Source organism: Actinomadura sp. NPDC023710 (assembly GCF_040639875.1).
Classification (GTDB): Bacteria; Actinomycetota; Actinomycetes; order Streptosporangiales; family Streptosporangiaceae; genus Spirillospora; species Spirillospora citrea.
Genome location: NZ_JBFAGB010000037.1, coordinates 20,445 through 42,728 on the forward strand (window position 1 = coordinate 20,445; position 22,284 = coordinate 42,728).

The window sequence follows — 22,284 nt, forward strand, 5'->3', positions numbered from 1 at the left end:
GGCCTACCCCCGGCACCGGGCCGAGGGCGGCACACCAGGAGGACCCTGGCGCTCTCTGCTGTGCCCCACCGGATCGATGAGGTGAGCACCGAACGATCCCCGGACGGGGCTCGCGGTGCGGATTCGGGCGACGCACCGAAGGCGCGCCGAAGGTCAAGGGTACCGGATGCCCTGGCCGGAACGCGAACGCGTCCGGCCAGGGCCCCGGCCTCGTGTCAGTCCGAGGACTCGCCGCCGTCGGCGGCCTGCGCCGCCGTCGCGCGGGGGCGGCGGGCACGGCGCCGGCGGGCGGGCTCGGCGCCGTCCTGGTCGCCCGCGGGCGCGGAGCCGTTGGACTCGCCGGCGGCCGCCCCCGTGCCGTTCAGCTCACCGGCGGGCTCGCCGCCCGCCGGTTCGGCGCCGTTCGAGCCGACCTGCACCGGCTCGGGGGAGTCGAGCGCGCCCGGCGCGGTGTCGGCGGTCTCCTCGGCGGCCTCGGCGGCCTCCACGGCGGCCTGGGCCGGGGCCTCGTCGATCTCGGGCGGCGGGCCCGCCGGGCGCTTGGCGGGCCGGGACTTCTTCGGCCGCGAACGGGCCGGCTCCGGCGCGGCCTCCACGACCGGCGCCGTCTCGGAGGCGGGCTCCCTCGCGGGCTCCTCCGAGGCCTCCTTGGGCTTGGGCTCGTGCCGGGACAGCTTCTCCTCGACGGCCTTCTCGACCTCGCCCTTGCGCTTGCGGCGGCGTCCGGACTCCTTGCCGGCCGCCTTCTCCGCCTTCGGCTCGACCGGCGTCAGGTGGACGTGGATGCCGCGGCCGTTGCAGGACTCGCAGGTCTCCGAGAACGCCTCCAGCAGCCCCTGGCCGACCCGCTTGCGGGTCATCTGCACCAGCCCGAGCGAGGTGACCTCGGCGACCTGGTGCTTGGTACGGTCCCGCGACAGGCACTCCACGAGGCGGCGCAGCACCAGGTCGCGGTTGCTCTCCAGCACCATGTCGATGAAGTCGACCACGATGATGCCGCCGATGTCGCGGAGCCGGAGCTGGCGGACGATCTCCTCGGCCGCCTCCAGGTTGTTGCGGGTGACGGTCTCCTCCAGGTTGCCGCCCTGCCCGGTGAACTTGCCGGTGTTGACGTCGATGACCGTCATCGCCTCGGTGCGGTCGATCACCAGTGAGCCGCCGGACGGCAGCCAGACCTTGCGGTCCAGCGCCTTGGCGAGCTGCTCGTCGATGCGGTACGCCGACAGGGCGTCCTGGTCGCCGTTCCAGCGCTCGACGCGGTCGGCCAGATGCGGGGCGACGTACTGGACATAGTCGGAGACGGTGTCCCAGGCCTCGGCGCCGGACACGACGAGCTTGGTGAAGTCCTCGTTGAAGATGTCGCGGACGACCCGGATCGTCAGGTCGGGCTCGCCGTAGAGCAGGGACGGCGCCGAGGCCGTCTTGACCTTCTTCTGGATGCTGTCCCACTGGGCGGCCAGGCGCGAGACGTCGCGAGCGAGCTCCTCCTCGGTCGCCCCCTCGGCCGCGGTCCGCACGATCACGCCGGCGTGCTCCGGCATGACCTTCTTCAGGATCGACTTGAGGCGGCTGCGCTCCTTGTCGGGCAGCTTGCGGCTGATGCCGGTCATCGAGCCGTCCGGCACGTAGACCAGGTACCGGCCGGGCAGGGAGACCTGGCTGGTCAGCCGGGCGCCCTTGTGGCCGAGGGGGTCCTTGGTGACCTGCACGAGCACCGACTGGCCCGACCTCAGCGCCGACTCGATGCGGCGGGGCTGGCCCTCCAGCCCGGAGGCGTCCCAGTTGACCTCGCCCGCGTACAGCACGGCGTTGCGGCCCTTGCCGATGTCGACGAACGCCGCCTCCATCGACGGCAGGACGTTCTGGACCTTGCCGAGGTAGACGTTGCCGACGTACGACTGGTGCGTCGCGCGGTTGACGTAGTGCTCGACGAGCACGTCGTCCTCCAGGACGGCGATCTGGGTGCGCTCGCCCTCCTGGCGGACCACCATGACCCGCTCGACGGCCTCGCGGCGGGCCAGGAACTCCGCCTCGGTGATCACCGGCGGGCGGCGGCGGCCCTGCTCGCGGCCCTCGCGGCGGCGCTGCTTCTTGGCCTCCAGGCGGGTCGAGCCCCGCACGGACTGGACCTCGTCCTCGGCGGCGGCGCGCTCCTCGCGGGCCGTGCGGACGTGGACGACGGTGTTCGGCGGGTCGTCGGTGCCGCCGGACTCGCCGTCGGCCCCGGTCCGGCGCCTGCGGCGGCGACGGCGGCGGCTCGTCCCGCCCTCTGCGTCGTCGTCCTCGCCCTCGGCGGCTCCCTGCTCGGGCTCCTCGGCCTTGGGCTCCTTGTCCTGCTCCCTGTCCTTGGCCTTGGACGCCTTGCCGCCCTTGGCCGTCTTGCCCTTGGCGGCCCTGGCGGCCCTTACGGGCTTGGCGGGCTGCTCTTCCTTGGGCTCCTCGGCCTCGGCCTCGTCGTCGGCCTCGGTGTCGTCGCCCTCGTCCTCGGCGCCCTCCTTGCCGCCCCGGCCCCGTCCGCGGCCGCCGCGGCGGCGGCGACGGCGGGACGGGCGGTCGTCGGAGTCGTCCTCGTCCGCCGGCCCGTGGTCCTGGTCCTGGTCGTCCTCGCCGGCGTCCTGCACGGCGGGCTCGGCCTCGGCGGGCTTCGGCCGGGCGGGCGCCTCGGCCTTGGGCTGCGGCGGCTGGAAGACGACCATCGGCGGCTGGAACGTCACGCCGGGGACGCCGACGCCGCTCGCGGGCTCGGTCTCCGACACCTGCTCGGGGGTCGGCACCTCCCCGGCGACCGGGACGGCGGGGACCTGCGGCACGGACGGGACCTCGGCCGCGGCCTTGGTGGAGCGGCGGCGGGTCCTGGTGCGGGGCGCCGGCGCCTCTTCGGCGGGCTGCTCGGCGGAGGCGGGCTCAGGCTGCTCGGCGGGGGCCTCGGGGGAGGTCTCGGCGCCGGTCATCGGGACGGGCTCGGCCGTCTCGGCGGCGGCCTTCGTGCTCTTGCGCGCGCGGGTCCGGGTCCGCTTCGGCGGCTCGGCCGCCTCGGCGGGCGCCGCGGGCTCCTCGGCGGGCGCGGGCCGCTCGGCGGAGGCGGGCTCCGGCTGAGCGGCGGGGGCCCCGGCGGAGGTGTCGTCCACGTCGGGCGGCGGGCCGGCGGGCCGGCTCGCACGGCGCGGACGCGACGTCACGCCCGTGCCCTCGCTCTGAGCGTTCCCGCTCTGCGCACTCCCGCTCTGCGCACTCCCGCTCTGCGCGCTCTCGGTCTGGGCGGTCTCGTCGTCAACGGTCCCGTCGTCGGCGCCTTCGGCCGCGGCCGCATCGGCTTCGTTCTCAAGCATCCGGGCAATCTCCCGTCAGGCTCCCGGGCGCGTCCGCCCGTCCCGCCAGGGGCGGAACGATGCGGTGCGCCGCACGAGAGCACCTCGTCAGTCGGTGTCGTCACCGCCGGACGGTGGTCCGGCCATGACGACGAAGTCGTCGGGGGTGCGCCTTCCCTACCCTGCGGAACCGGTTCCGTGCCTCCACGGCTTCGGTTCCACGGTCAGGCGCTGACAACATCCGCGCTCGCGGGGTCCCCGGACCGCGGCCGCTCATGGCCGTGGGCCGTCCCGGCGTCGTCGCCGGGCGGCGGTCCGGTCTCCCGGTCGGGATCCAGGGGATCCGCGAGGCCACCGGTGTCCGCGTCGAGGGGCCCCTGCGCCAGCCTGGTCACCAGCGGTGGTGACGGCGGCGCGAGGTCGGCGACCTGGCGCAGTCCGGTGAGGATGTCGTCGGGTCGAACGGCGGGTGTGGAATGCCGAACAACCATTCGAAGTATCGCACAAGGGGCATCCGCCGTCTCGGCGGCACGCCGGTCCAGCTCGCAGACGGACACGGCGGCCCGCACATCGAAACGGCGCCGTCCCTTCTTCGTGAGACGTTCTACCTCGATGTTCTCGGCGTCCATGAAGGCGGCCACGGCCGCGGCGGCGTCGTTTTCGGCGACGCCGTCCAGCCGGATCCGCCATGCGGACGCCTCGAGCCGATCGGTGAACGCGCCCGGCTTCACCGGGGCGTCGCCGCGTCCCGCCCGTACCGGCACGACGTCCAGGACGTCGAGTCCGGGAGGCAGGGCCGCGTCGAGATCGGCTCGCACCCGCGCAGGGTCGCGGGTCTCGGTGAGCCCGAGTTCGAGGTATTCGGCCTCACTGGCCACCCCTGTCGCCGCCGCACCCGCATACGAGATCTTCGGGTGGGGGGTGAATCCGGCGCTGAACGCGACAGGGATCCCGGCGCGCCGCACGGCGCGTTCCACGGCCCGGGAAATGTCGCGATGGCTCGTGAACCGCAGCCTGCCCCGCTTGGCGTAGCGGACGCGCAGTCGCTGGGTCACGGGGGCCGGCGCCGGACCCTCCGGCATGGGTGCCAGGGTTCTGGTCCTTCCTACTCGTGTCGAGTCGAAATAAAGGTCTCCCTATAGAGTACGGGGCGCGGGACCCGGTTCCGCCAGCCACCGCCCCCGTAAGCCCGGAACCCTTGCAGCTCAAGGGACGACGCGGCCGAATCCGGTTCACACCACGTTCAGCGGGAGCAGCTTCCTGCCGGTCGGGCCGATCTGGATCTCGGTGCCCATCGTGGGGCAGACGCCGCAGTCGTAGCACGGCGTCCAGCGGCAGTCCTCGACCTCGGTCTCGTCGACGGCGTCCTGCCAGTCCTGCCAGAGCCACTCGCGGTCGAGGCCCGCGTCGAGGTGGTCCCAGGGCAGCACCTCGACCTCCTCGCGCTCCCGGACGGTGTACCAGGCGAGGTCGACGGGCTCCTCGGCCAGGGCCTTCTCGGCGCAGGCCGTCCAGCGCTCGTAGGAGAAGTGCTCGCTCCAGCCGTCGAAGCGGCCGCCGTCCTCCCAGACGGCGCGGATGACCTTGCCGACGCGCCGGTCGCCCCGCGACAGCAGGCCCTCGACGATCGACGGCTGGCCGTCGTGGTAGCGCAGGCCGATGGCGCGCCCGTACTCCTTGTCGCCGCGCAGGGCGTCCTTGAGGGCGCGCAGGCGGCGGTCGACGGTCTCGTGGTCGCACTGCGCGGCCCACTGGAACGGGGTGTGCGGCTTCGGCACGAACCCGCCGATGGACACGGTGCAGCGGATGTCCCTGCGGCCGGTCGCGTCCCGCCCGGCCTGGATGACCCGCTTGGCCATGTCGGCGATGGCGAGGACGTCCTCGTCCTCCTCGGTGGGCAGGCCGCACATGAAGTACAGCTTGACCTGCCGCCAGCCGTTCTCGTAGGCGGTGCTGACCGTGCGGATCAGGTCGTCCTCGGTGACCATCTTGTTGATCACCTTGCGCATCCGCTCGGAACCGCCCTCCGGCGCGAACGTCAGGCCGGAGCGGCGTCCGCCGCGGGAGAACTCGTTGGCGAGCGTGATGTTGAAGGCGTCCACCCGCGTGGACGGCAGCGACAGGGAGGTGTTGGTGCCCTCGTAGCGGTCGGCGAGGCCCTTGGCGACCTCGCCGATCTCGCTGTGGTCCGCGCTGGACAGGCTGAGCAGCCCGACCTCCTGGAAGCCGGACTCCTTGAGCCCCTGCTCCACCATGTCGCCGATCGTGGTGATCGACCTCTCCCGCACCGGGCGCGTGATCATTCCGGCCTGGCAGAACCGGCAGCCGCGGGTGCAGCCGCGGAAGATCTCCACGCTGAACCGCTCGTGCACGGTCTCGGCGAGCGGGACCAGGGGCTTCTTCGGATACGGCCACTGGTCGAGGTCCATGACGGTGTGCTTCTCGATCCGCCACGGGACGCCCGGACGGTTCGGCGCGACCCGCTGGATGCGGCCGTCGGGCAGGTAGGTCACGTCGTAGAAGCGCGGCACGTAGACCCCGCCGGACGCGGCGAGGCGCAGGAGCAGCCCGTCCCGACCGCCGGGCTCGCCCTCGGCCTTCCACTCGCGGACGACCTCGGTGATGGCGAGCGCGATCTCCTCGCCGTCGCCGAGGACGGCGGCGTCGACGAAGTCGGCGATCGGCTCGGGGTTGAACGCGGCGTGCCCGCCCGCGATCACGATCGGGTGGTCGCCGGTGCGGTCGGCGGCCTCCAGGGGGATGCCGGCGAGGTCGAGCGCCGTCAGCAGGTTGGTGTAGCCGAGTTCGGTGGAGAACGACACGCCGAACACGTCGAAGGCGGCGACCGGCCGGTGCGCGTCGACGGTGAACTGCGGGATGCCGTGCTCCCGCATGACGGCCTCCATGTCGGGCCACACCGAGTACGTCCGCTCGGCGAGCACGCCGTCGCGCTCGTTGAGGATCTCGTAGAGGATCTGGACGCCCTGGTTCGGCAGCCCCACCTCGTAGGCGTCCGGATACATCAGCGCCCACCGGACCGTGGTCTCGTCCCAGTCCTTGAGCTGGGAGTTCAGCTCGCCGCCAACGTACTGAATCGGCTTCTGCACGCTCGGGAGCAGCGGCTCCAGGCGCGGGAAGAGCGACTCGACCGGCATGACGGGACCCTCCGTGCAGGGGACGTGGGATGAACGTTCAGCCTACGCGGTCGCCGGTCGCTAATCGAACGGGCGGCGGCGCACGTGGACGGCCTGCAGCAGGCCGAACGCGATCATGTTCGCGAACGTCGCGGACCCACCGTAGGACACGAACGGCAGCGGCAGCCCGGTGATCGGCATGATCCCGATCGTCATCCCGACGTTCTCGAACGTCTGGAAACCCAGCCAGCACACGACGCCGGTGGCGACGAGCGTCCCGAACAGGTCGGCGGCCTGGGTGGCGATGCGCAGCCCGCGCCACAGCACCACGCCGAGCAGCGCGATGATGACGGCGGCGCCGACGAAGCCGAGCTCCTCCCCCGCCACCGTGAAGATGAAGTCGGTCTGCTGCTCGGGGACGAAGTGGCCGCCGGTCTGCTCGCCGTGGAACAGGCCCTTGCCGAACGCCCCGCCCGACCCGATCGCGATGCGGGCCTGCTGGGCGTTGTAGCCGGCGCCGCGAGGGTCGGCCTCGGGGTCCAGGAACGCGGTGAACCGGGCGATCTGGTAGGCCTTCAGCAGCCCGAAGAAGTACACGGCGAAGCCCGCGGCGATGCCACCGCCGACCAGCCCGACGAGCCAGCGCTTCTGCGCTCCGGAGATCGCCAGCATGCCGAGCACCACCGCGATGAACACCAGCGTGGTGCCGAGGTCGGGCTGCAACATGATCAGCATGCCGGGCACTCCGGCGAGCACGAGCGCGAGCAGCACGTCCCGCCGCCCCGGGCCGATCTCCCCGTCGCGCGGCTCGCCGAGGATCATCGCCAGCAGCACCACGAGCCCGACCTTCGCGAACTCCGACGGCTGCACCTGGAACCCGCCGCCGATCACGATCCACGAGTGCGAGCCGTTGATCGTCGAGCCGAGCGGGGTCAGCACGGCCAGCAGCCCGACGCACGCCAGCCCGTACAGGATGGGGACGTAGGCGCGCAGGAGCCGGTAGTCCAGCACGGTGACCAGGCCGCCGAGCAGGAACCCGATGACCAGGTTCAGGATGTGCCGCTTGAGGAAGCCCTCGGGGTCCTTGCCCTGCTCGGTCAGCAGGTGGAAGGTCGCCGAGCGCACCAGCAGCGCGCCCACCGCCGACAGCGCCAGCACGGCCAGCAGCATCGGCAGGTCGAGCCTGCGCAGCCCGGAGAGCCTGCTGGTCCACGACCGGTGCGCGGCATAGGCGTCGACGCTGCCGACCCCGGAACCTGTGATCACGGGGCGGTCCCCTCGGCGGGCATCCGCGGCAGCTCGGACGGGAGCCTTCCGTCCTGGAGGATGGCCTTGCGGTCCTTCGTCCCGTACATGGCCTCCCAGATCTCCCGGACGGCCGGCGCGGACGTCTGCGCGCCCTGCCCGCCCTGGGAGACCATCGCGACCACCGCGAAGCGCGGCTTGTCCACCGGGCCGAACGAGGCGAACCAGGACGTGTCCTGCTTGCCGTAGACCTCCGCGGTACCGGTCTTGCCGCCGACGTCGACGCGCTTGAAGTCGAAGCCGGTGAACGCCCCGGCCGCCGTGCCGCTCTTCGGCACCTCCGCGAGCGACTCGCGGATGTACTTGAGCACCTTGCCGTCGACCGGCACCTTGCGCGCCGGCGGCGCGTCGATCCGGCGGACGATCGAGCCGTCGGGACGCACGACCGCGACGCCGAGCCGCGGGGTCAACAGTTTGCCGCCGTTCGCCACGGCCGAGTACGCGCGGACGAGCTGCAGCGGCGTCACCAGGACGTCGCCCTGCCCGACCGAGAAGTTCGCCGCGTCACCGGGTCGCCAGACGTAGCCCTCGGTGCAGTTCTCCGTCGCGACGGCCTTCAGGTACGCGGCGCGGGCCGGGTCGGTCTTGGCGACCTCCGGGTAGCCCTCCTTGGCGCCCTTGCAGTTGGCGGCCTTGGTGACGTCCCAGAAGTTCTTCTTCCACCCCCGGTCCGGGATGCGGCCCTCGCTCTCGCTGGGCAGGTCGACGCCGGTGCGCGCCCCGAACCCGTAGTTGCGGGCCATCTTCACCATCGGGTCGGAGGGGTTCTTCCTCGGCTTCATCCCGCCGTCGCGCTGCCACTCCTGGTAGGCGAACCGGTAGAAGATCGTGTCGCAGGACTTGACGAGCGCCGTGTGCAGCGACATCGCCCCGAGCTCCTCGCCCTCGAAGTTGCGGAACGCGCGGTTGCCGACGTTGTAGGAGCCGGGGCAGTCGTAGGTGCCGGACAGGCTGTTGCCGTCCTTCACCGCGGCGGACACCGAGGAGATCTTGAAGGTGGAGCCGGGCGCGAACTGCCCCTGGGTGACCCGCGAGATCAGCGGCTCGCCCTGCTTCTTGCCGAGCAGCGCGTCGTACTCGTCCTGGGAGATGCCACCGGTCCAGATGCCGGGGTCGTAGGTCGGGTAGCTCGCCATCGCGATCATCCGGCCGGTGCGCACGTCCATCACGACCGCGGCACCGGCGTCGGCGGGGCGGCCCTGCTTGTGCGCGCCGTCGATCGCGTGCTTGAGGGCGTTCTCCGCCGCACCCTGCACGCCGGCGTCGATGCTGGTGACGAGGTTGCTCCCGGCCGTCGGGGGCTGCTCCTGAGCGGTGCCGGTGACGCGGCCCTGGCTGTCGACCAGGACCTTGCGGAACCCGGGCTCGCCGCTCAGCACCGAGTCGTACTGCGCCTCCAGGCCGTCGCGCCCGACGAGGTCGACGCCGCTGTAGCCGGTGACCTTGAGGCCCTTGCGCTTGTCGAGCTCGTCCTGCGTGACGGGCTGGAGGTAGCCGAGCAGCTGCGCGGGGCGCGCCCCCTCCGGCTCGGGGTAGTCGCGGACGGCCTGGACCTGCGCGGTGATCCCGGGGAAGTCCTCCTGCCGCTCCATGATCTGCAGGGCGCGCTTGGGGTCGACGTGGTCCTCGACGGGGATCGGCTGGTAGGGAGAGCCGGGCCAGCACGGCCGCTTGATGCCGGGACCGCACAGCCGGATCCGCTTGGACATCTCGTCCTGGGACGTCCCGAGCACGGCGGCGAGCCGCTTCAGCACGGTCTGGCCGCCGTCCTTCTGCCGCGACAGCGTGGTGCGGTCGACCGACACGACGAGCGCGCTGCGGTTGCGCACGAGGGGCCTGCCGCGGTCGTCCAGGATCATGCCGCGGGTGGCGGGGACGACGATGTCGCGGGTGCGGTTCTCGGCGGCGACCGCCCGGTAGTGCTCGCCCTCCAGGACCTGCAGGGCCCACATCCGCCCGATCAGGACGAGCAGCAGCGCCGCTACGAGCACGTACAGGACCACGAGGCGGAAGTGGGTCCGCGGGTTCACAGGGTCCCGCTCCGCCCCGACATCGCGCGGTAGCGGGCGGCGGGCACGGCGAGGCGGTCGCCGCGGGCGCGTTCCCCGCGTTCGTACCGGCGGGTGGCGCGCAGCACCGCCCAGACCACGAACGGGCTCGCGATGACGTCGTAGAGCACCTGCAGCGGCACCATGCTGGACACGGTCGCCCACCCGGCGCGCGGGTCGCCGAGGATCATGCCGGTGCCCGCGTACAGCACCGTCCCGGCGAGCGCGCCGGCGGCGACGGCGAAGAACGGCACCGCGGACTGGCGGTCCATCTCGGCGGACGCGGCGCCGCACAGGTATCCGATGAGGCAGTAGACGAGCGCGTACCGGCCGATGGTGTGGTCGGCGGGCGGGATGATGTCGGCGGCGAGGCCCGCGAGGAACCCGGCCACCATCCCGGTCATCGAGCCCGCGACGAGCGCGAGCGCCACGACGGCCAGCAGCACCAGGTCGGGCTGGACGCCCCCGGGCAGCGGCAGCCGGTTCGCCACCGACACCTGCAGGACCAGCGTCACGACGATCACCACGGCGGTCACCGCGGCGCGGCCTGCCGGCGACGCCTCGGGCGGGTTCAGCACGTCATTCCCCCCGGGTCGGATTCGTGGACGGGCTCTTCGAGCGGCGCGGCTTCGCCGTCGGGCTCTTGCTCGCCGACGGCGTCGCGGTCGGCGTCGGGGTCGGCGGCGGCGGGGGCTTGGGCGGCAGCACCGCGTCCCGCGGGTCGGCCCTCGGCGGGGCGACCACGACGGCGACGACGTCCAGGCTGGTGAACCGCACGAACGGCCGGATGTAGGCGGTGCGGGTCAGCCCGCTGGTGGACCGCTCGATCCGCTCGACCACGCCGATCGGGACGCCCGGGACGTACGGCCTCTGCCCCTGCGACCCGAGCGTGACGATCCGCTGGCCGACCTTGATCGGCGCGGCGGCGTCCAGCAACTGGAACCGCAGCGGCGTCGCGCTGCCCCGGCCGAGGCCGCGCCGGCCCCGGCCCTGGGTGATCCCGATCTCCTTGGACTGTTCGAGCCGGGAGCCGATGGAGGAGGTCTGGTCGGTGGCGAGCAGGACGGTGGCCGTCGCGGGCCCGACGCGCGTGACGCGGCCGACGAGACCGTCGGCGCTCATCACGGTCATGTCGGGCTTGATGCCGCTGCGGCTGCCGACGTCGATGGTCACGGTGTCCTCGAAGCCCTGCCCCGCGGAGATCACCTGCGCGGCGTGGATCTTGTAGCCGCCCATCCCGGCGGTGCCGAGCAGCCTGCGCAGCTGCGCGGACCGGTCCTGGTCGAGGCGGCTGGAGCGCAGCTGCTCGCGCAGCCGCTGGTTCTGCCGCACGAGCCGGTCGGCGCGGCGCCGCTCGCCCGGCGCGTCGGTGATGGCGTCGAAGCTGTTGCCCACCGGCCGGACGACGGACGCCGACGCCCGCTCCACCGGTCCGAAGACCGCCGCGCCGACGCCGCGCAGGCCGCGCAGTGGCGAGTCCCCCCCGCCGCGGTAGTCAATAGTGATCATCGCGAGCGCCACGACCAGCAATGCGCCGAGGACCACGCGGGTACGCCGGGTGTCCTTCACGCACCGACCTCCCGTTCACTGGTCCGCCGGGAGCCCAGTGCCTCACGAGGGGGGACGCCCCCGCGTCCCCCTCGGCGGACCATGTCCGAATCGGCTCGCCCGGGGGACGACCCCTCGCGTCCCCTGGCCGGCCACGTCCGAATCAGTGCCGCGGCTCCGGCACGAGCACCTGCCGGAGCGACTCGAAGTCCTCGACGCACTTGCCCGTGCCGAGCACCACCGAGTCGAGCGGATTGTCCACCAGATGGATGGGCATCCCGGTCTCCTCGCGGAGCCGTTCGTCGAGGTTCTTCAGCAGAGCGCCGCCGCCGGTGAGCGCGATGCCGCGGTCCATGATGTCGCCGGAAAGCTCGGGCGGGCACTTGTCGAGAGTGGTCTTCACCGCGTCCACCACGGCGTTGACCGGTTCCTCGATCGCCCGCCTGACCTCCTCGGCGGAGATCACGACGGTCTTGGGCAGCCCGCTGACGAGGTCGCGGCCCCGAATCTCGGCGTGCGGCTCCTCTTCGCCGCCGGGATAGGCCGACCCGATCGCCATCTTGATCTCCTCCGCGGTGCGTTCCCCGAGCATCAGGGAGTACTCCTTCTTGGAGAAAGAGATCACGGCCTGGTCGAGCTCGTCGCCGCCGACGCGCACCGACTGGCTCGTGACGATCCCGCCGAGCGAGATGATCGCGACCTCGGTGGTGCCGCCGCCGATGTCGACGACCATGTTGCCGGTCGGCTCGTAGACGGGCAGCCCGGCGCCGATCGCGGCGGCCATCGGCTCTTCGATGATGTAGACGCGGCGGGCCCCTGCCTGGTACCCGGCCTCCTTCACCGCGCGCTGCTCCACCCCCGTGATCCCGCTCGGCACGGCCACGACGATCCGCGGCTTGGCGAAGTGCCGGCGCTTGTGCACCTTCTGGATGAAATAGCGCAGCATCCGTTCGGTGACGTCGAAGTCGGCGATGACGCCGTCCTTCAGCGGACGGACCGCGACGATGTTGCCAGGTGTGCGGCCGATCATCCGCTTCGCCTCGATGCCCACCGCGACGATCTTCCCGGTATTGGTATTGATCGCCACCACTGAGGGTTCGTTCAGGACGATGCCACGCCCGCGCACGTACACCAGGGTGTTGGCGGTACCTAGATCGACCGCCATGTCACGGCCAAGAAACGACAGCTTGTTACCCATGAAGAAAGGGAGCCCTTCATGATTGACGGGCGTGTATAGCGGCGCGTCCATCGTAACGTGCGCCTACCTCCGCGGGCAGTAACCCCCGCGCCGCGCGTCGCGAAAAAAACGCGTCCTGACCAGCCCGGTTTTCCATAAAGAGAACCCGGCGGACTGACCCGGCGGCCCGATCGGCCAAAGACGCGCGACGCCACGGCAGACCCGACGCCACCGGGTATCCGAGGATCTTAGGGGGTCTCCCCCGGCCGGACACAGCCCCCACACCGACACGGTTCGACCAGCTCCGCAACACCGCTCCGCACGGCCACAGAAAAGCCGAACCCCGGGACGAGGATCTACCGGCTCATGAAGGGGACCGGGGCACCGCAGGGCCAGCCCTTACTCGTCCTCAAGCCGGTCGTGGGACGAGCGCCCCCGCCCCGTCTCCGCCGGAACGGGCCCGGTTCTCGAAAGAGAAACATCCAAGCCCTCTCGAACCGAACCTCACCCAGCGGCAGCTGGACGCCCGCTCAAAGAGGGTGCGAATCATCCACATCCAACGCTCTTGGACGTGCCGCGCCCGGACGCTCGTGGAAAGACCCGAGCCGGGACACGGTCAGGTGCGGGGAGCGAGCGCAACGCACCTGCCCGTCGAGCCGGGCGACCACAGCGACACAGCGCCAACTCGCACGGGCACAGCGCACCCGCGCGGTGGCGTGAGGATCGCCCGGCTACGTGACGGGGGTTCCAGGGGTCACCCCCCGGGAAACACAGCGGGTTCCAGGGGGTCGCCCCCTGGGCCGACTCACACCTCGGGGAAGAAGAGCTTGATCTCGCGCTCGGCGGAGTAGGTGGAGTCGGAGCCGTGGACGATGTTCTCGCCGATTTCCAGGGCGAAGTCGCCGCGGATGGTGCCGGGGGTGGCGCTGACCGGGTCGGTGGCGCCGGCGAGGGAGCGGAACGCCTCGATGGCGCGCGGGCCCTCCACGACCATGGCGACGAGGGGGCCGCCGGTGATGAAGTCGACCAGTTCGCCGAAGAACGGCTTGCTGGCGTGCTCCTCGTAGTGCGCCTCGGCGGTCTCGCGGGCGAGGGTGCGCAGTTCCAGCGCGACGAGCTTCAGGCCCTTGCGCTCGATCCGGGAGATGACCTCGCCGACGACGCCGCGGCGAACGCCGTCGGGCTTGACCAGGACAAGAGTGCGCTCGGACACGGGAGTTTCTCCTAGAGGATTGCGGATTCGGTAAGCGCGCGAATCCTACCCGGCTCCGGGGTCCGCAGCGGCATTCCCGGGGAGCCGGGCGGCGCGGGCGCGCGGTGCCGCGGCGCGTCCGGCGCACAGGCGGGCGGTGGCTCCGGCGAGCAGCACGGCGGCCACCCCGGCGACGGCCAGCCAGATGCGGTAGCCCTCCAGCAGGGCGTGCACATGCTGCGCGTCGGTGACCGGGCGGATGCGCTCCAGCCGCGCCGCCTGCAACGACAGGACGAGCATCTGCCCGGCCAGCACCGCGGGGAAGCACAGCGACAGGCCGAACAGCGCGGCGCCAACCCTCGCGTCCCGGAGCGAGGCGGCGAGGGCCAGTCCCGCGCCGGCGCCGAGGGGGACGAGCGGGGCGAGCAGCGCCCAGCGGCCGAGGGCGCCGCCCGCGAGGCCGAGCGGCACGGCGACGGCCATGAGGATGTGGCCGGTGCGGACGGCGCCGCGCGTCCCGGCGCGGGTGGCCGCGAGCGCCGCCGCGAGGGCGGCGGCGGCCGCCACGGCGAACGGGAGCAGCGGCGGGCCCCCGGCCCCCGCCTCGGCGGCGGCCAGCCCGGCGAGCGGGCCGGCGACGGGCTGGCAGAGCAGGCCGACGGCGATCATGACGACCACGCCGCCGGACGGGCCGCCCGCGGCCGCGCCCCGGCCGCCGGCGAAGGCGAGGCCGGCCAGGGCGAGCAGCGTGAGCCCGGCGAGGAGGAGCCGCGCCCCGGGCGACCAGCCGTGCGCGGCGACGACGGCGAGGAACGCGAAGCCGCCCGCGGGGACCGGCACGAGGAGCAGCCGGCCGCGCTCGGTGCTCCGGAGCGCGGGCGGTCGCCGGTGGCGGCGTCCGCGCAGGAGGGGGTGGGCGAGCGCGGCCCCCGCGGCGGCGACGGCGAGCAGCGGGTAGGGCGCCAGCGCGACCCGCCAGTCGTGGACGGCGGTGCCGTCGGCGGGCACGGGCACGGCCTTCAGCGCCAGGGGCATCGCGAGGATCAGCGTGCCCGCGAGGGCTCCGGCCCAGGCGGCCGACAGGGCGCGGTTCCGGCGTTCCCACACCAGGACGAGGCTCGCGGGCAGCACGATGCCCGCCCCGACGCCCTGGACGGCTCGGACCGCCCCGATGTCGGGCAGCGAGTGGGCGAGGCCGGCGGCGCCGGTGCCCGCGAGCAGCACCGCGAGCCCTGCCATGAGCACGCCCCACGCGGGGAGCCGGCGGGCGGCGACGGCGGCGAACGGCACGGTGACCAGCAGGGCGGGCAGCGACAGCCCGGTGGCGCGCAGCAGTCCGGGGACCTCGGCGTCGCCGAGCGCGAGGGCGCTCGCGGCGGCCGGGACGACGTTGCCGGACGCGTCGGGCACCACCAGGACGGCCGCGGGCAGCGCGGTGAACGTCAGCAGCAGCGCGCCGAGCGTCGCGAGCCGCCGCCGGGCGACCCCCTCGGTGGGGCGTGCCGGAGGCCAGGCGGGCCGCGTCCCGGCGAGGTCGCCGGGCGTGTGTTCGCGTGCGTGGGAGGACACGGCGTGCTCCTTAGGACGTCGTCATCCGCCGCACGCACATTTCCCAAAAAGGAAATATGTCCAAATAAGATGATGAGGTGAATGCGCGGGAATCGGCGGACGCAATGGTGCCGTCCCCGCGAACCTAGCGCGGCGGAGCGCCGCCCACCTTGCGTCCCAGCCAAATGGCCGTTCCCCAAAGTGCCCCGAACACGACACCGAGGAAGAACATGGCCGGCACCATGAACCCGGTCGCGATGATCAGCACCTGCAGGACCGTGCCCGCGTGGACCGCCCACGGGAAGCGCAGCAGGCCGGCCAGCACCACGCACGCGACGGCCAGGCCGCCGCACACGCCGCCGGCGGTCGCGCCGTCCACGTCCAGCACCGTCACCGCCACCGGGATCGCGAGCGCGATCACGATGGCCTCACACGCCAGCACCGTGGCGAACAGCCTGCGCGCGGGGTTCGCGGCGGTCCGCGCGCTCATGCCCGTCACCGGCCTTCCCCGACGCGCAGCAGCGTGCGGGCGTCGCCCGCGGTGACCACCGAGCCGGTGATCAGCACGCCGGCGCCCCGGTACTCCCCCGTCTCCTCGGCGAGGCCGATCGCCCGGTCGATGGCGTCGTCCAGCCGCTCGACGACATGGACGCGCTCGGCGCCGAAGACCCCTTCGGCGATCTCGGCCAGTTCCTCGGGCGGCATCGAGCGCGCCGAGGAGTTGCGGGTCACCACCAGCTCGGCCAGCACCGGTTCGAGCTGGTCGAGGACCCCGGCGACGTCCTTGTCGACGGCGATGGCGAGAACACCGGCGAGCCGGGTGAAGCCGAACGACTCGGTGACCGTGGCGACGGTCGCGGCCATCCCTGCGGGGTTGTGCGCCGCGTCCAGCAGGACGGTCGGGCCCGTCCGGGCGACCTCCAGCCGGCCCGGCGAGGCCGACTTGGCGAAGCCGCTGCGGACCAGGGCCGGGTCGAGTTGCCCCTCCTCGCCGCCGAGGAAGGACTCGCCGGGCGCGATCCGCGTCGCGGCCTCCAGGTTCGGCTCGCCCCGGGTCGGGGCGCCGCCGGCGAACGCCTCCACGGCGGCCAGGGCCGTCGCGGCGTTGCTCGCCTGGTGCTCGCCGAACAGCGGCAGGAAGATGTCGTCGTAGACGCCGTGCAGGCCCCGCAGCGAGATCTGCTGGCCTCCGACGGCGACGTCCCGGCTCAGCACGCCGTACTCGACGCCCTCGCGCGCCGCCGTCGCGCCGGTCTCCACGACCCGCCGCAGCAGCACCTCGGCGGCCTCGACCGGCTGCTGCGCCAGCACGGCGATCGCGCCCGGCTTGATGATGCCCGCCTTCTCCCCGGCGATCTGCTCCAGCGTGTCGCCCAGGTAGCGGGTGTGGTCCAGGCCGATCGGCGTGATCACCGCGACCGCGCCGTCGGCGACGTTCGTGGCGTCCCAGGCGCCGCCCATGCCGGCCTCGACCACCGCCACGTCGACCGGCGCGTCCGCGAAGGCCGCGAAGGCCATCGCGGTGAGCACCTCGAAGAACGACAGCCGGGCCTCGTGCTTGTCGTCGACCAGCTGGAGGTAGGGCAGCACCTCGTTGAACGCCTCGACGAACCGCTCCTCGCTGATCGGCTCCCCGTCGATCGCGATGCGCTCGCGCAGCGTCGTCAGCTCGGGGCTGGTGTAGAGCCCGGTGCGCAGGCCGCGCTCGCGCAGCAGCGCCTCGACGAGCCGGGCCGTGGTGGACTTGCCGTTCGTCCCGGCGATGTGGATCACCGGGTACGCGCGGTGCGGCGCCCCCAGGACGTCGACCAGGTCGGCGATCCGGTCGAGGGTCGGGTCGATCTCCCACTCGACCCCGCGCCCCATGATCGCGCCGACGGTGGCCCTGTAATCGGACGGCTCGGATACCTGACTCACGGTCACAGAGCCTACTCGGCGGTGGGCGCGGCTCCGCCCGGGGTCACACTGGAGGCATGGACGTGTTCTTCGGCGAGTGGGAGCGGCGCGCGCCGGGCGAGACCCGCGACGTCGGGCGGGCCCGCGCCCTCGCGGGCGCGCTGGGCCTCCTCGCGCCGGACGTTCCCGTCCTGACCGTCGTCGGCTCCAAGGGGAAGGGGACGGCGGCGACCTACGCGTCGGCCTTCCTCGGGGCCGCAGGGTTCCGCGTCTGCACGGTCACGAGCCCCGGGCTGCGCAGCGATCGCGACCGCATCCGGGTGGACGGGCGCGCCGTCTCCGCCGGGGAACTCGCCTTCCTGGCGGACGTGCTCGGGCAGGCCGTGGCCGCGCTCCCGCCGCCGTCCGGCGGTTACCTGTCGCCGTCGGGCCTCTTCACGATCGCGGGCGTCCTGCACGCGCGCCGCGCCGGTGCGGACGCGCTCGTCCTGGAGGCGGGCATGGGCGGACGGTCGGACGAGGTCGCCCTGTTCCCGCCGGACGTCGCCGCGATCACGCCGGTCTTCCGCGAGCACGCCGGGGTGCTCGGCGACACGCCGGCGGAGATCGCCGAAGAGAAGCTCGGTGTCGCCGGGCCGCGGACGCGCGTCCTGTCGGCGCCGCAGTCGGCCGAGGTCGCGGGGGTGCTCGGCGCCGCGGAGTTCGTCGGGCCCGGAGGAAGCGCGCTCCCCCCGGACCTGCTTCCCGCCGGTCTCGGACGCGCGGCGGCCGAACTGGGCGTGGTCGCCGCCCGCCGTCTCCCCGGAGTGGCCGAGCCCGCGGCCGCAACGGTGCGGGACGCGCTGTCCTCGATCGCCCTGCCCGGCCGCCTGTCCTGGCACGACGTGCCCGGGTCGGCCACGCGGCTGCTGGTCGACTCCGCGATCGACCGGGCCGGGGTCGCCGCCGCCCTCGGCGCCGCCTGGGATGCCTGGGGGACCATCGACCACGTCGTGGTCTGCCTCCCCGACCACAAGGACCTGGACGGCGCCATCGCCGAACTCGGCACGCTGCCCGTGACGTTCGTCCGGCTTTCGCCATCGCACCTGCGGTTCACCCGCGCCCTGCCGTCCCGCTGGGACGTGATCGGGTCCGCCGCCATCACACCCGAGTCGCTCGCGACGCTCGGGCACCGGGTGGTCGCCCTCGGCACGGTCTACTTCACCGGGCTCGTCCTGGACGCGGTGGGCGCCGACACTGAGCGCCTCTACATCACTTCGGCTTCTCGACGTCCTTCCTGATGCGGTGCATCAGGTCGGCCATCAGGGGGAACTGCGGGTTCACCGAGGGCCGGTTGGACGCGACGACGCCGAAGGAGTCCTTGGTCGCCCAAGCGCAGTAGGTGTGGGTCTCGGCGAGGACGGCGAACGTGCCGCACACCGCCTTGCCGCCCTTGCGGCCCGGGTCGGCGTCCTGCCCGGCGATGAACGTGGTCGGCTGTGTCTTCTGCAGGAAGCCGGAGGGATCGCCGATCTGGCCCGTCCCGCCCACGAACAGCAGGTCGACATTGCGCACCGGCTCCTCGGTGTAGACGGCGAGGCCGTTCTCGGCCACCGGGACACCGCCCGCCTCGACCGCGCCCGCGAGGAACGGGTAGGCGGCGCTCGCCTGCGGCGAGGTCAGCGGGTCCTTGTGCAGGCCCCCGGCCGTCGGACCCGCTTTGATCACCTTCTTGGACGGCCCGGGGCCGGCCGCCGTCTCGGCGTCCTTGCCGGCGCCGCCGGCCCGCAGCGCCAGCGCGCCCGCGACCAGCAGCATCCCGACGACCACGGCGACGCCGGCGACCACCAGCGGTTTCGGCAGGCGCCCGCCGGGCGCGGCCGGCGCGCCGGTCACCCGCGGCAGCGGGCCGGTGCCGTTCGGGAGGACGCCGTGCGGGCCCGTGCCCACGACCGGAAACGCCCCCGACCCGTTCGCCGAACCGGGCATCGCGTGCGGGCCGGTGCCGTTCCTCGGCATGGCGTGCGGGCCGGTGCCGTTCACCATCGCGTGCGGGCCGGTCCCGTCGCCGATGTCGACCGACCACCAGGGGCGCGCGCCGCCGAAGGGCGTCGGGTCGTCCTCCGGTTCGCGACCGTCCTCGATGACCTGCGCCGCGTCCAGGTCGTCGCCGGACGGGGAGTCCGGCGTGCCGGACCGAGGTGGTGAATCGGCCATTGCACTCCCGATAGTTCAAATACCGCAGGGGCCCACGGGCCCTACCGGATCGTAACTGCGGCAGGCGCCGCCGTGCCGACGGATCGCCGTGTCAGCGCCCGTGTCAAGAGCGGCCCGGCCGGCCCGCCGGCGGGGGTCAGCCCGCCGGGAGCGCGGCCAGCTGGGCCTCCAGCCTGCCGATGTCGGACTCCGCCTGGGCGAGCCGGTCGCGGTTCTTCGCCACGACCGCCTCGGGCGCCTTCGCCATGAACGCCTCGTTTCCGAGCTTGCGCCGCGCCTGGTCGACCTCCTTGCGGGCGGCGGCCAGGTCCTTCTCCAGCCGCTTGCGCTCGGCGGCGACGTCGATCGCCCCCGCGGTGTCTAGGTGCACCTTCACGTCCTCGACCGGCAGGGACGCCGTCGAGGAGAAGCCGTCCTCCGGCTCGGTGAGGCGCAGCAGCGAGCGGATGCCGTCCTCGTGGCGGTGCAGGGCGGAGCCGTTCCACTCGATCCGCGCGGCGACCCGCTGACCGGGCTTGAGGCCCTGGTCGGCGCGGAACCGCCGCACCTCGGTCACCATCCGCTGGAGGGAGCCGACGAGCTCCTCGGCGCCGCCGTCGCGCCGCGCCGGGTCGGCGGTCGGCCACGGCGCGGTGACGACCGTCTCCGCGCCCGTGAGAGACGTCCACAGCTCCTCGGTGACGAACGGGACGACCGGGTGCAGCAGCCGCAGCAGGTTGTCGAAGACCTCGCCGAGCACGCGGCGGGTCGCCTCGGCGCGCTCGTCGGCGAGCTGCACCTTGGCCAGCTCCACGTACCAGTCGCAGACCTCGTCCCACGCGAAGTGGTAGAGCGCCTCGCACGCCTTCGCGAAGTCGAACGCCTCCAGGTGCGCGTCGACCTCGGCGATCACCGCGTGCAGCCGGGACAGGACCCAGGCGTCGACCGTGGAGAGCTCGGCGGGCATGGCGCCGCGGGTGTGCGCGCCGTTGATGAGCGCGAACCGGGTCGCGTTCCACAGCTTGTTGCAGAAGTTGCGCGAGCCCTGCGCCCACTCCTCGGCCACCGGGACGTCGCCGCCCGGGTTCGCGCCGCGCAGCAGCGTGAAGCGGGTCGCGTCGGCGCCGTAGGCGTCGATCCAGTCGAGCGGGTCGATGACGTTCCCGAACGACTTGGACATCTTCTTGCCGAACTGGTCGCGGACCATCCCGTGCAGGGCGATGGTGTCGAACGGCTGGACGCCGTCCATCGCGTACAGCCCGAACATCATCATGCGGGCGACCCAGAAGAACAGGATGTCGTAGCCCGTGACCAGGACGGACGTGGGATAGAACCGCTTCAGGTCGGGCGTCTCGTCGGGCCAGCCGAGCGTCGAGAACGGCCACAGCGCCGAGGAGAACCACGTGTCGAGGACGTCGGAGTCCCGCGTCCATCCGGCGGGCGGCTCCTCGTCCGGGCTCGGGCAGACGACCTCGCCGTCCGGCCCGTACCAGACCGGGATCCGGTGCCCCCACCACAGCTGGCGGCTGATGCACCAGTCGTGCATGTTGTCGACCCACTCGAAGTAGCGGGACGCCATCTCCGGCGGGTGGATCTTGACGCGGCCGTCGCGGACGGCGTCGCCCGCGGCCCGCGCCAGCGACTCGACCTTGACGAACCACTGCAGCGACACGCGCGGCTCGACGACCGTCGAGCAGCGCTGGCAGTGCCCGACCGAGTGCTTGTAGGGGCGGACCTCCTTGACGATCCGGCCCTGCTCGCGCAGCGCGGCCACGACCGCCGGGCGCGCCTCGAACCGGTCCAGCCCCGCGAACGGGCCCGGCGCGGTGACGTTGCCCCGCTCGTCCATGACCGACAGGGACGGCAGCGAGTGCCGCCGCCCGATCTCGAAGTCGTTCGGGTCGTGCGCGGGGGTCACCTTGACGGCGCCGGTGCCGAACGCGGGGTCGACGTGCTCGTCGGCGACGACCGGGATGCGGCGGCCGGTCAGCGGGAGCTCGATCTCCCGCCCGACCATGTGCGCGTACCGGGCGTCCTCCGGGTGGACGGCCACGGCGGTGTCGCCGAGCATCGTCTCCGCCCGGGTGGTCGCGACGACGATCTCGTCCTCGCCCGACCCGTACCGGATCGAGACCAGCTCGCCGTCGACCTCCTCGTGCTCGACCTCGATGTCCGACAGCGCCGTCAGGCAGCGCGGGCACCAGTTGATGATGCGCTCGGCGCGGTAGATCAGGCCGTCGTCGAACAGCCGCTTGAAGATCGTCCGGACGGCGCGGGCACGGTCGTCGTCCATCGTGAACGCCTCGCGCGTCCAGTCGACGCCGTCGCCGAGGCGGCGCATCTGACCGAGGATGCGGCCGCCGGACTCCGCCTTCCACTGCCAGACCCGCTCGACGAAGTCGGCGCGCCCGAGGTCGTGCCGCGACAGGCCCTCCTTGGCCAGCTCGCGCTCCACGACGTTCTGCGTGGCGATGCCCGCGTGGTCCATGCCCGGCACCCACACCACCTCGTGGCCCTGCATCCGGCGGCGCCGGACGAGGGTGTCCTGGATGGAGTGGTCGAGGGCGTGCCCCATGTGCAGCGAGCCGGTCACGTTCGGCGGTGGGATCACGATGGAGAAGGCGGGCCGCTCCGGCGCGCGTTCCGGGTCGGCGGTGAACAGCCCCGCCGATACCCACCGCTCGTAGAGCCGGCCCTCGACATCGGCCGGTCGGTACTGGGTGGGAAGGTCGACGTCCGCGGCGGCGCCCTGGCCGCGCTCAGTGCTGGGCTGTGTCACGGCTGACGATTCTACGGGGACGCCGGGGGTGGACGGCCCCGGGGACGGCCCGGCGCGCGGAGGAATCCCCACCGGCCAGCACCCCGTCGCGCCGTCCACGTTCACGCCGATCACCCTGATCCGGTCGACCGGAACCACCGCCCGACCGTCCGGCCGGCGGCCGGACCGGCCCGG

14 protein-coding genes and 1 pseudogene are annotated in these 22,284 nt (G+C 73.1%); 1 reads left to right on the forward strand and 14 read right to left on the reverse strand.

Translation table 11 applies throughout. The features are described 5' to 3' along the window. Positions 1–215: 215 nt before the first annotated feature. The 12 genes from AB0H37_RS33890 to AB0H37_RS33945 form a co-directional block, all read right to left on the reverse strand. Positions 216–3,329 carry an Rne/Rng family ribonuclease gene (locus AB0H37_RS33890; protein ID WP_360616861.1) on the reverse strand — a complete coding sequence of 1,038 codons (3,114 nt, stop codon included), beginning with the start codon at positions 3,327–3,329 and terminating at the stop codon, positions 216–218. A gap of 203 nt (positions 3,330–3,532) precedes the next feature. Then, positions 3,533–4,390, reverse strand: coding sequence for a TIGR03936 family radical SAM-associated protein (locus AB0H37_RS33895; protein ID WP_329087426.1), 858 nt, complete (start codon positions 4,388–4,390; stop codon positions 3,533–3,535). Between the two features lie 150 nt (positions 4,391–4,540). Then, positions 4,541–6,463, reverse strand: coding sequence for a TIGR03960 family B12-binding radical SAM protein (locus tag AB0H37_RS33900; RefSeq protein WP_329087424.1), 1,923 nt, complete (start codon positions 6,461–6,463; stop codon positions 4,541–4,543). Positions 6,464–6,523: 60 nt separating this feature from the next. Beyond that, the gene (rodA, locus tag AB0H37_RS33905; protein ID WP_329087422.1) at positions 6,524–7,708 is read right to left on the reverse strand and encodes a rod shape-determining protein RodA; all 1,185 of its coding nucleotides are present in this window, start codon (positions 7,706–7,708) and stop codon (positions 6,524–6,526) included. Beyond that, entirely contained in the window at positions 7,705–9,777 is a 2,073-nt protein-coding gene (mrdA, locus tag AB0H37_RS33910) for a penicillin-binding protein 2 (RefSeq protein ID WP_329087421.1), read from the reverse strand. Before mrdA ends, rodA begins: the two co-directional genes overlap by 4 nt. Next, a complete protein-coding gene (gene mreD, locus AB0H37_RS33915) occupies positions 9,774–10,373 on the reverse strand; it encodes a rod shape-determining protein MreD (RefSeq protein ID WP_360616862.1) in 600 nt (199 codons plus the stop codon). The genes mrdA and mreD overlap by 4 nt, the downstream gene beginning before the upstream one ends. A gap of 1 nt (position 10,374) precedes the next feature. Beyond that, positions 10,375–11,364, reverse strand: coding sequence for a rod shape-determining protein MreC (gene mreC, locus AB0H37_RS33920; RefSeq protein WP_360616863.1), 990 nt, complete (start codon positions 11,362–11,364; stop codon positions 10,375–10,377). A 142-nt stretch (positions 11,365–11,506) separates the two neighbouring features. Further along, positions 11,507–12,541 carry a rod shape-determining protein gene (locus AB0H37_RS33925; protein WP_132197821.1) on the reverse strand — a complete coding sequence of 345 codons (1,035 nt, stop codon included), beginning with the start codon at positions 12,539–12,541 and terminating at the stop codon, positions 11,507–11,509. A gap of 784 nt (positions 12,542–13,325) precedes the next feature. Continuing rightward, complete coding sequence (gene ndk / locus AB0H37_RS33930; protein WP_089309488.1) at positions 13,326–13,733, reverse strand: nucleoside-diphosphate kinase; 408 nt, start codon at positions 13,731–13,733, stop codon at positions 13,326–13,328. A 45-nt stretch (positions 13,734–13,778) separates the two neighbouring features. Further along, complete coding sequence (locus AB0H37_RS33935; RefSeq protein WP_360616864.1) at positions 13,779–15,281, reverse strand: hypothetical protein; 1,503 nt, start codon at positions 15,279–15,281, stop codon at positions 13,779–13,781. Between the two features lie 124 nt (positions 15,282–15,405). Then, positions 15,406–15,750, reverse strand: a complete 345-nt coding sequence (locus tag AB0H37_RS33940; RefSeq protein WP_179836643.1) for a DUF4233 domain-containing protein — start codon at positions 15,748–15,750, stop codon at positions 15,406–15,408. 5 nt (positions 15,751–15,755) lie between these two features. Beyond that, on the reverse strand, positions 15,756–17,126 hold the full coding sequence (locus AB0H37_RS33945; RefSeq protein WP_329098596.1) for a folylpolyglutamate synthase/dihydrofolate synthase family protein: 1,371 nt from the start codon (positions 17,124–17,126) through the stop codon (positions 15,756–15,758). Between the two features lie 107 nt (positions 17,127–17,233). On the opposite strand from AB0H37_RS33945, the gene AB0H37_RS33950 reads away from it, so the two are divergent. Then, a complete protein-coding gene (locus AB0H37_RS33950; protein WP_360616865.1) occupies positions 17,234–18,436 on the forward strand; it encodes a hypothetical protein in 1,203 nt (400 codons plus the stop codon). A gap of 89 nt (positions 18,437–18,525) precedes the next feature. On the opposite strand, the pseudogene AB0H37_RS33955 reads toward AB0H37_RS33950, so the two are convergent. Together AB0H37_RS33955 and AB0H37_RS33960 are read right to left on the reverse strand one after the other, a co-directional pair. After that, positions 18,526–18,640: pseudogene (locus AB0H37_RS33955) on the reverse strand (IS481 family transposase); the annotation flags it as partial. An 848-nt stretch (positions 18,641–19,488) separates the two neighbouring features. Further along, positions 19,489–22,110, reverse strand: coding sequence for a valine--tRNA ligase (locus tag AB0H37_RS33960; protein ID WP_360616866.1), 2,622 nt, complete (start codon positions 22,108–22,110; stop codon positions 19,489–19,491). Positions 22,111–22,284 lie beyond the last annotated feature (174 nt).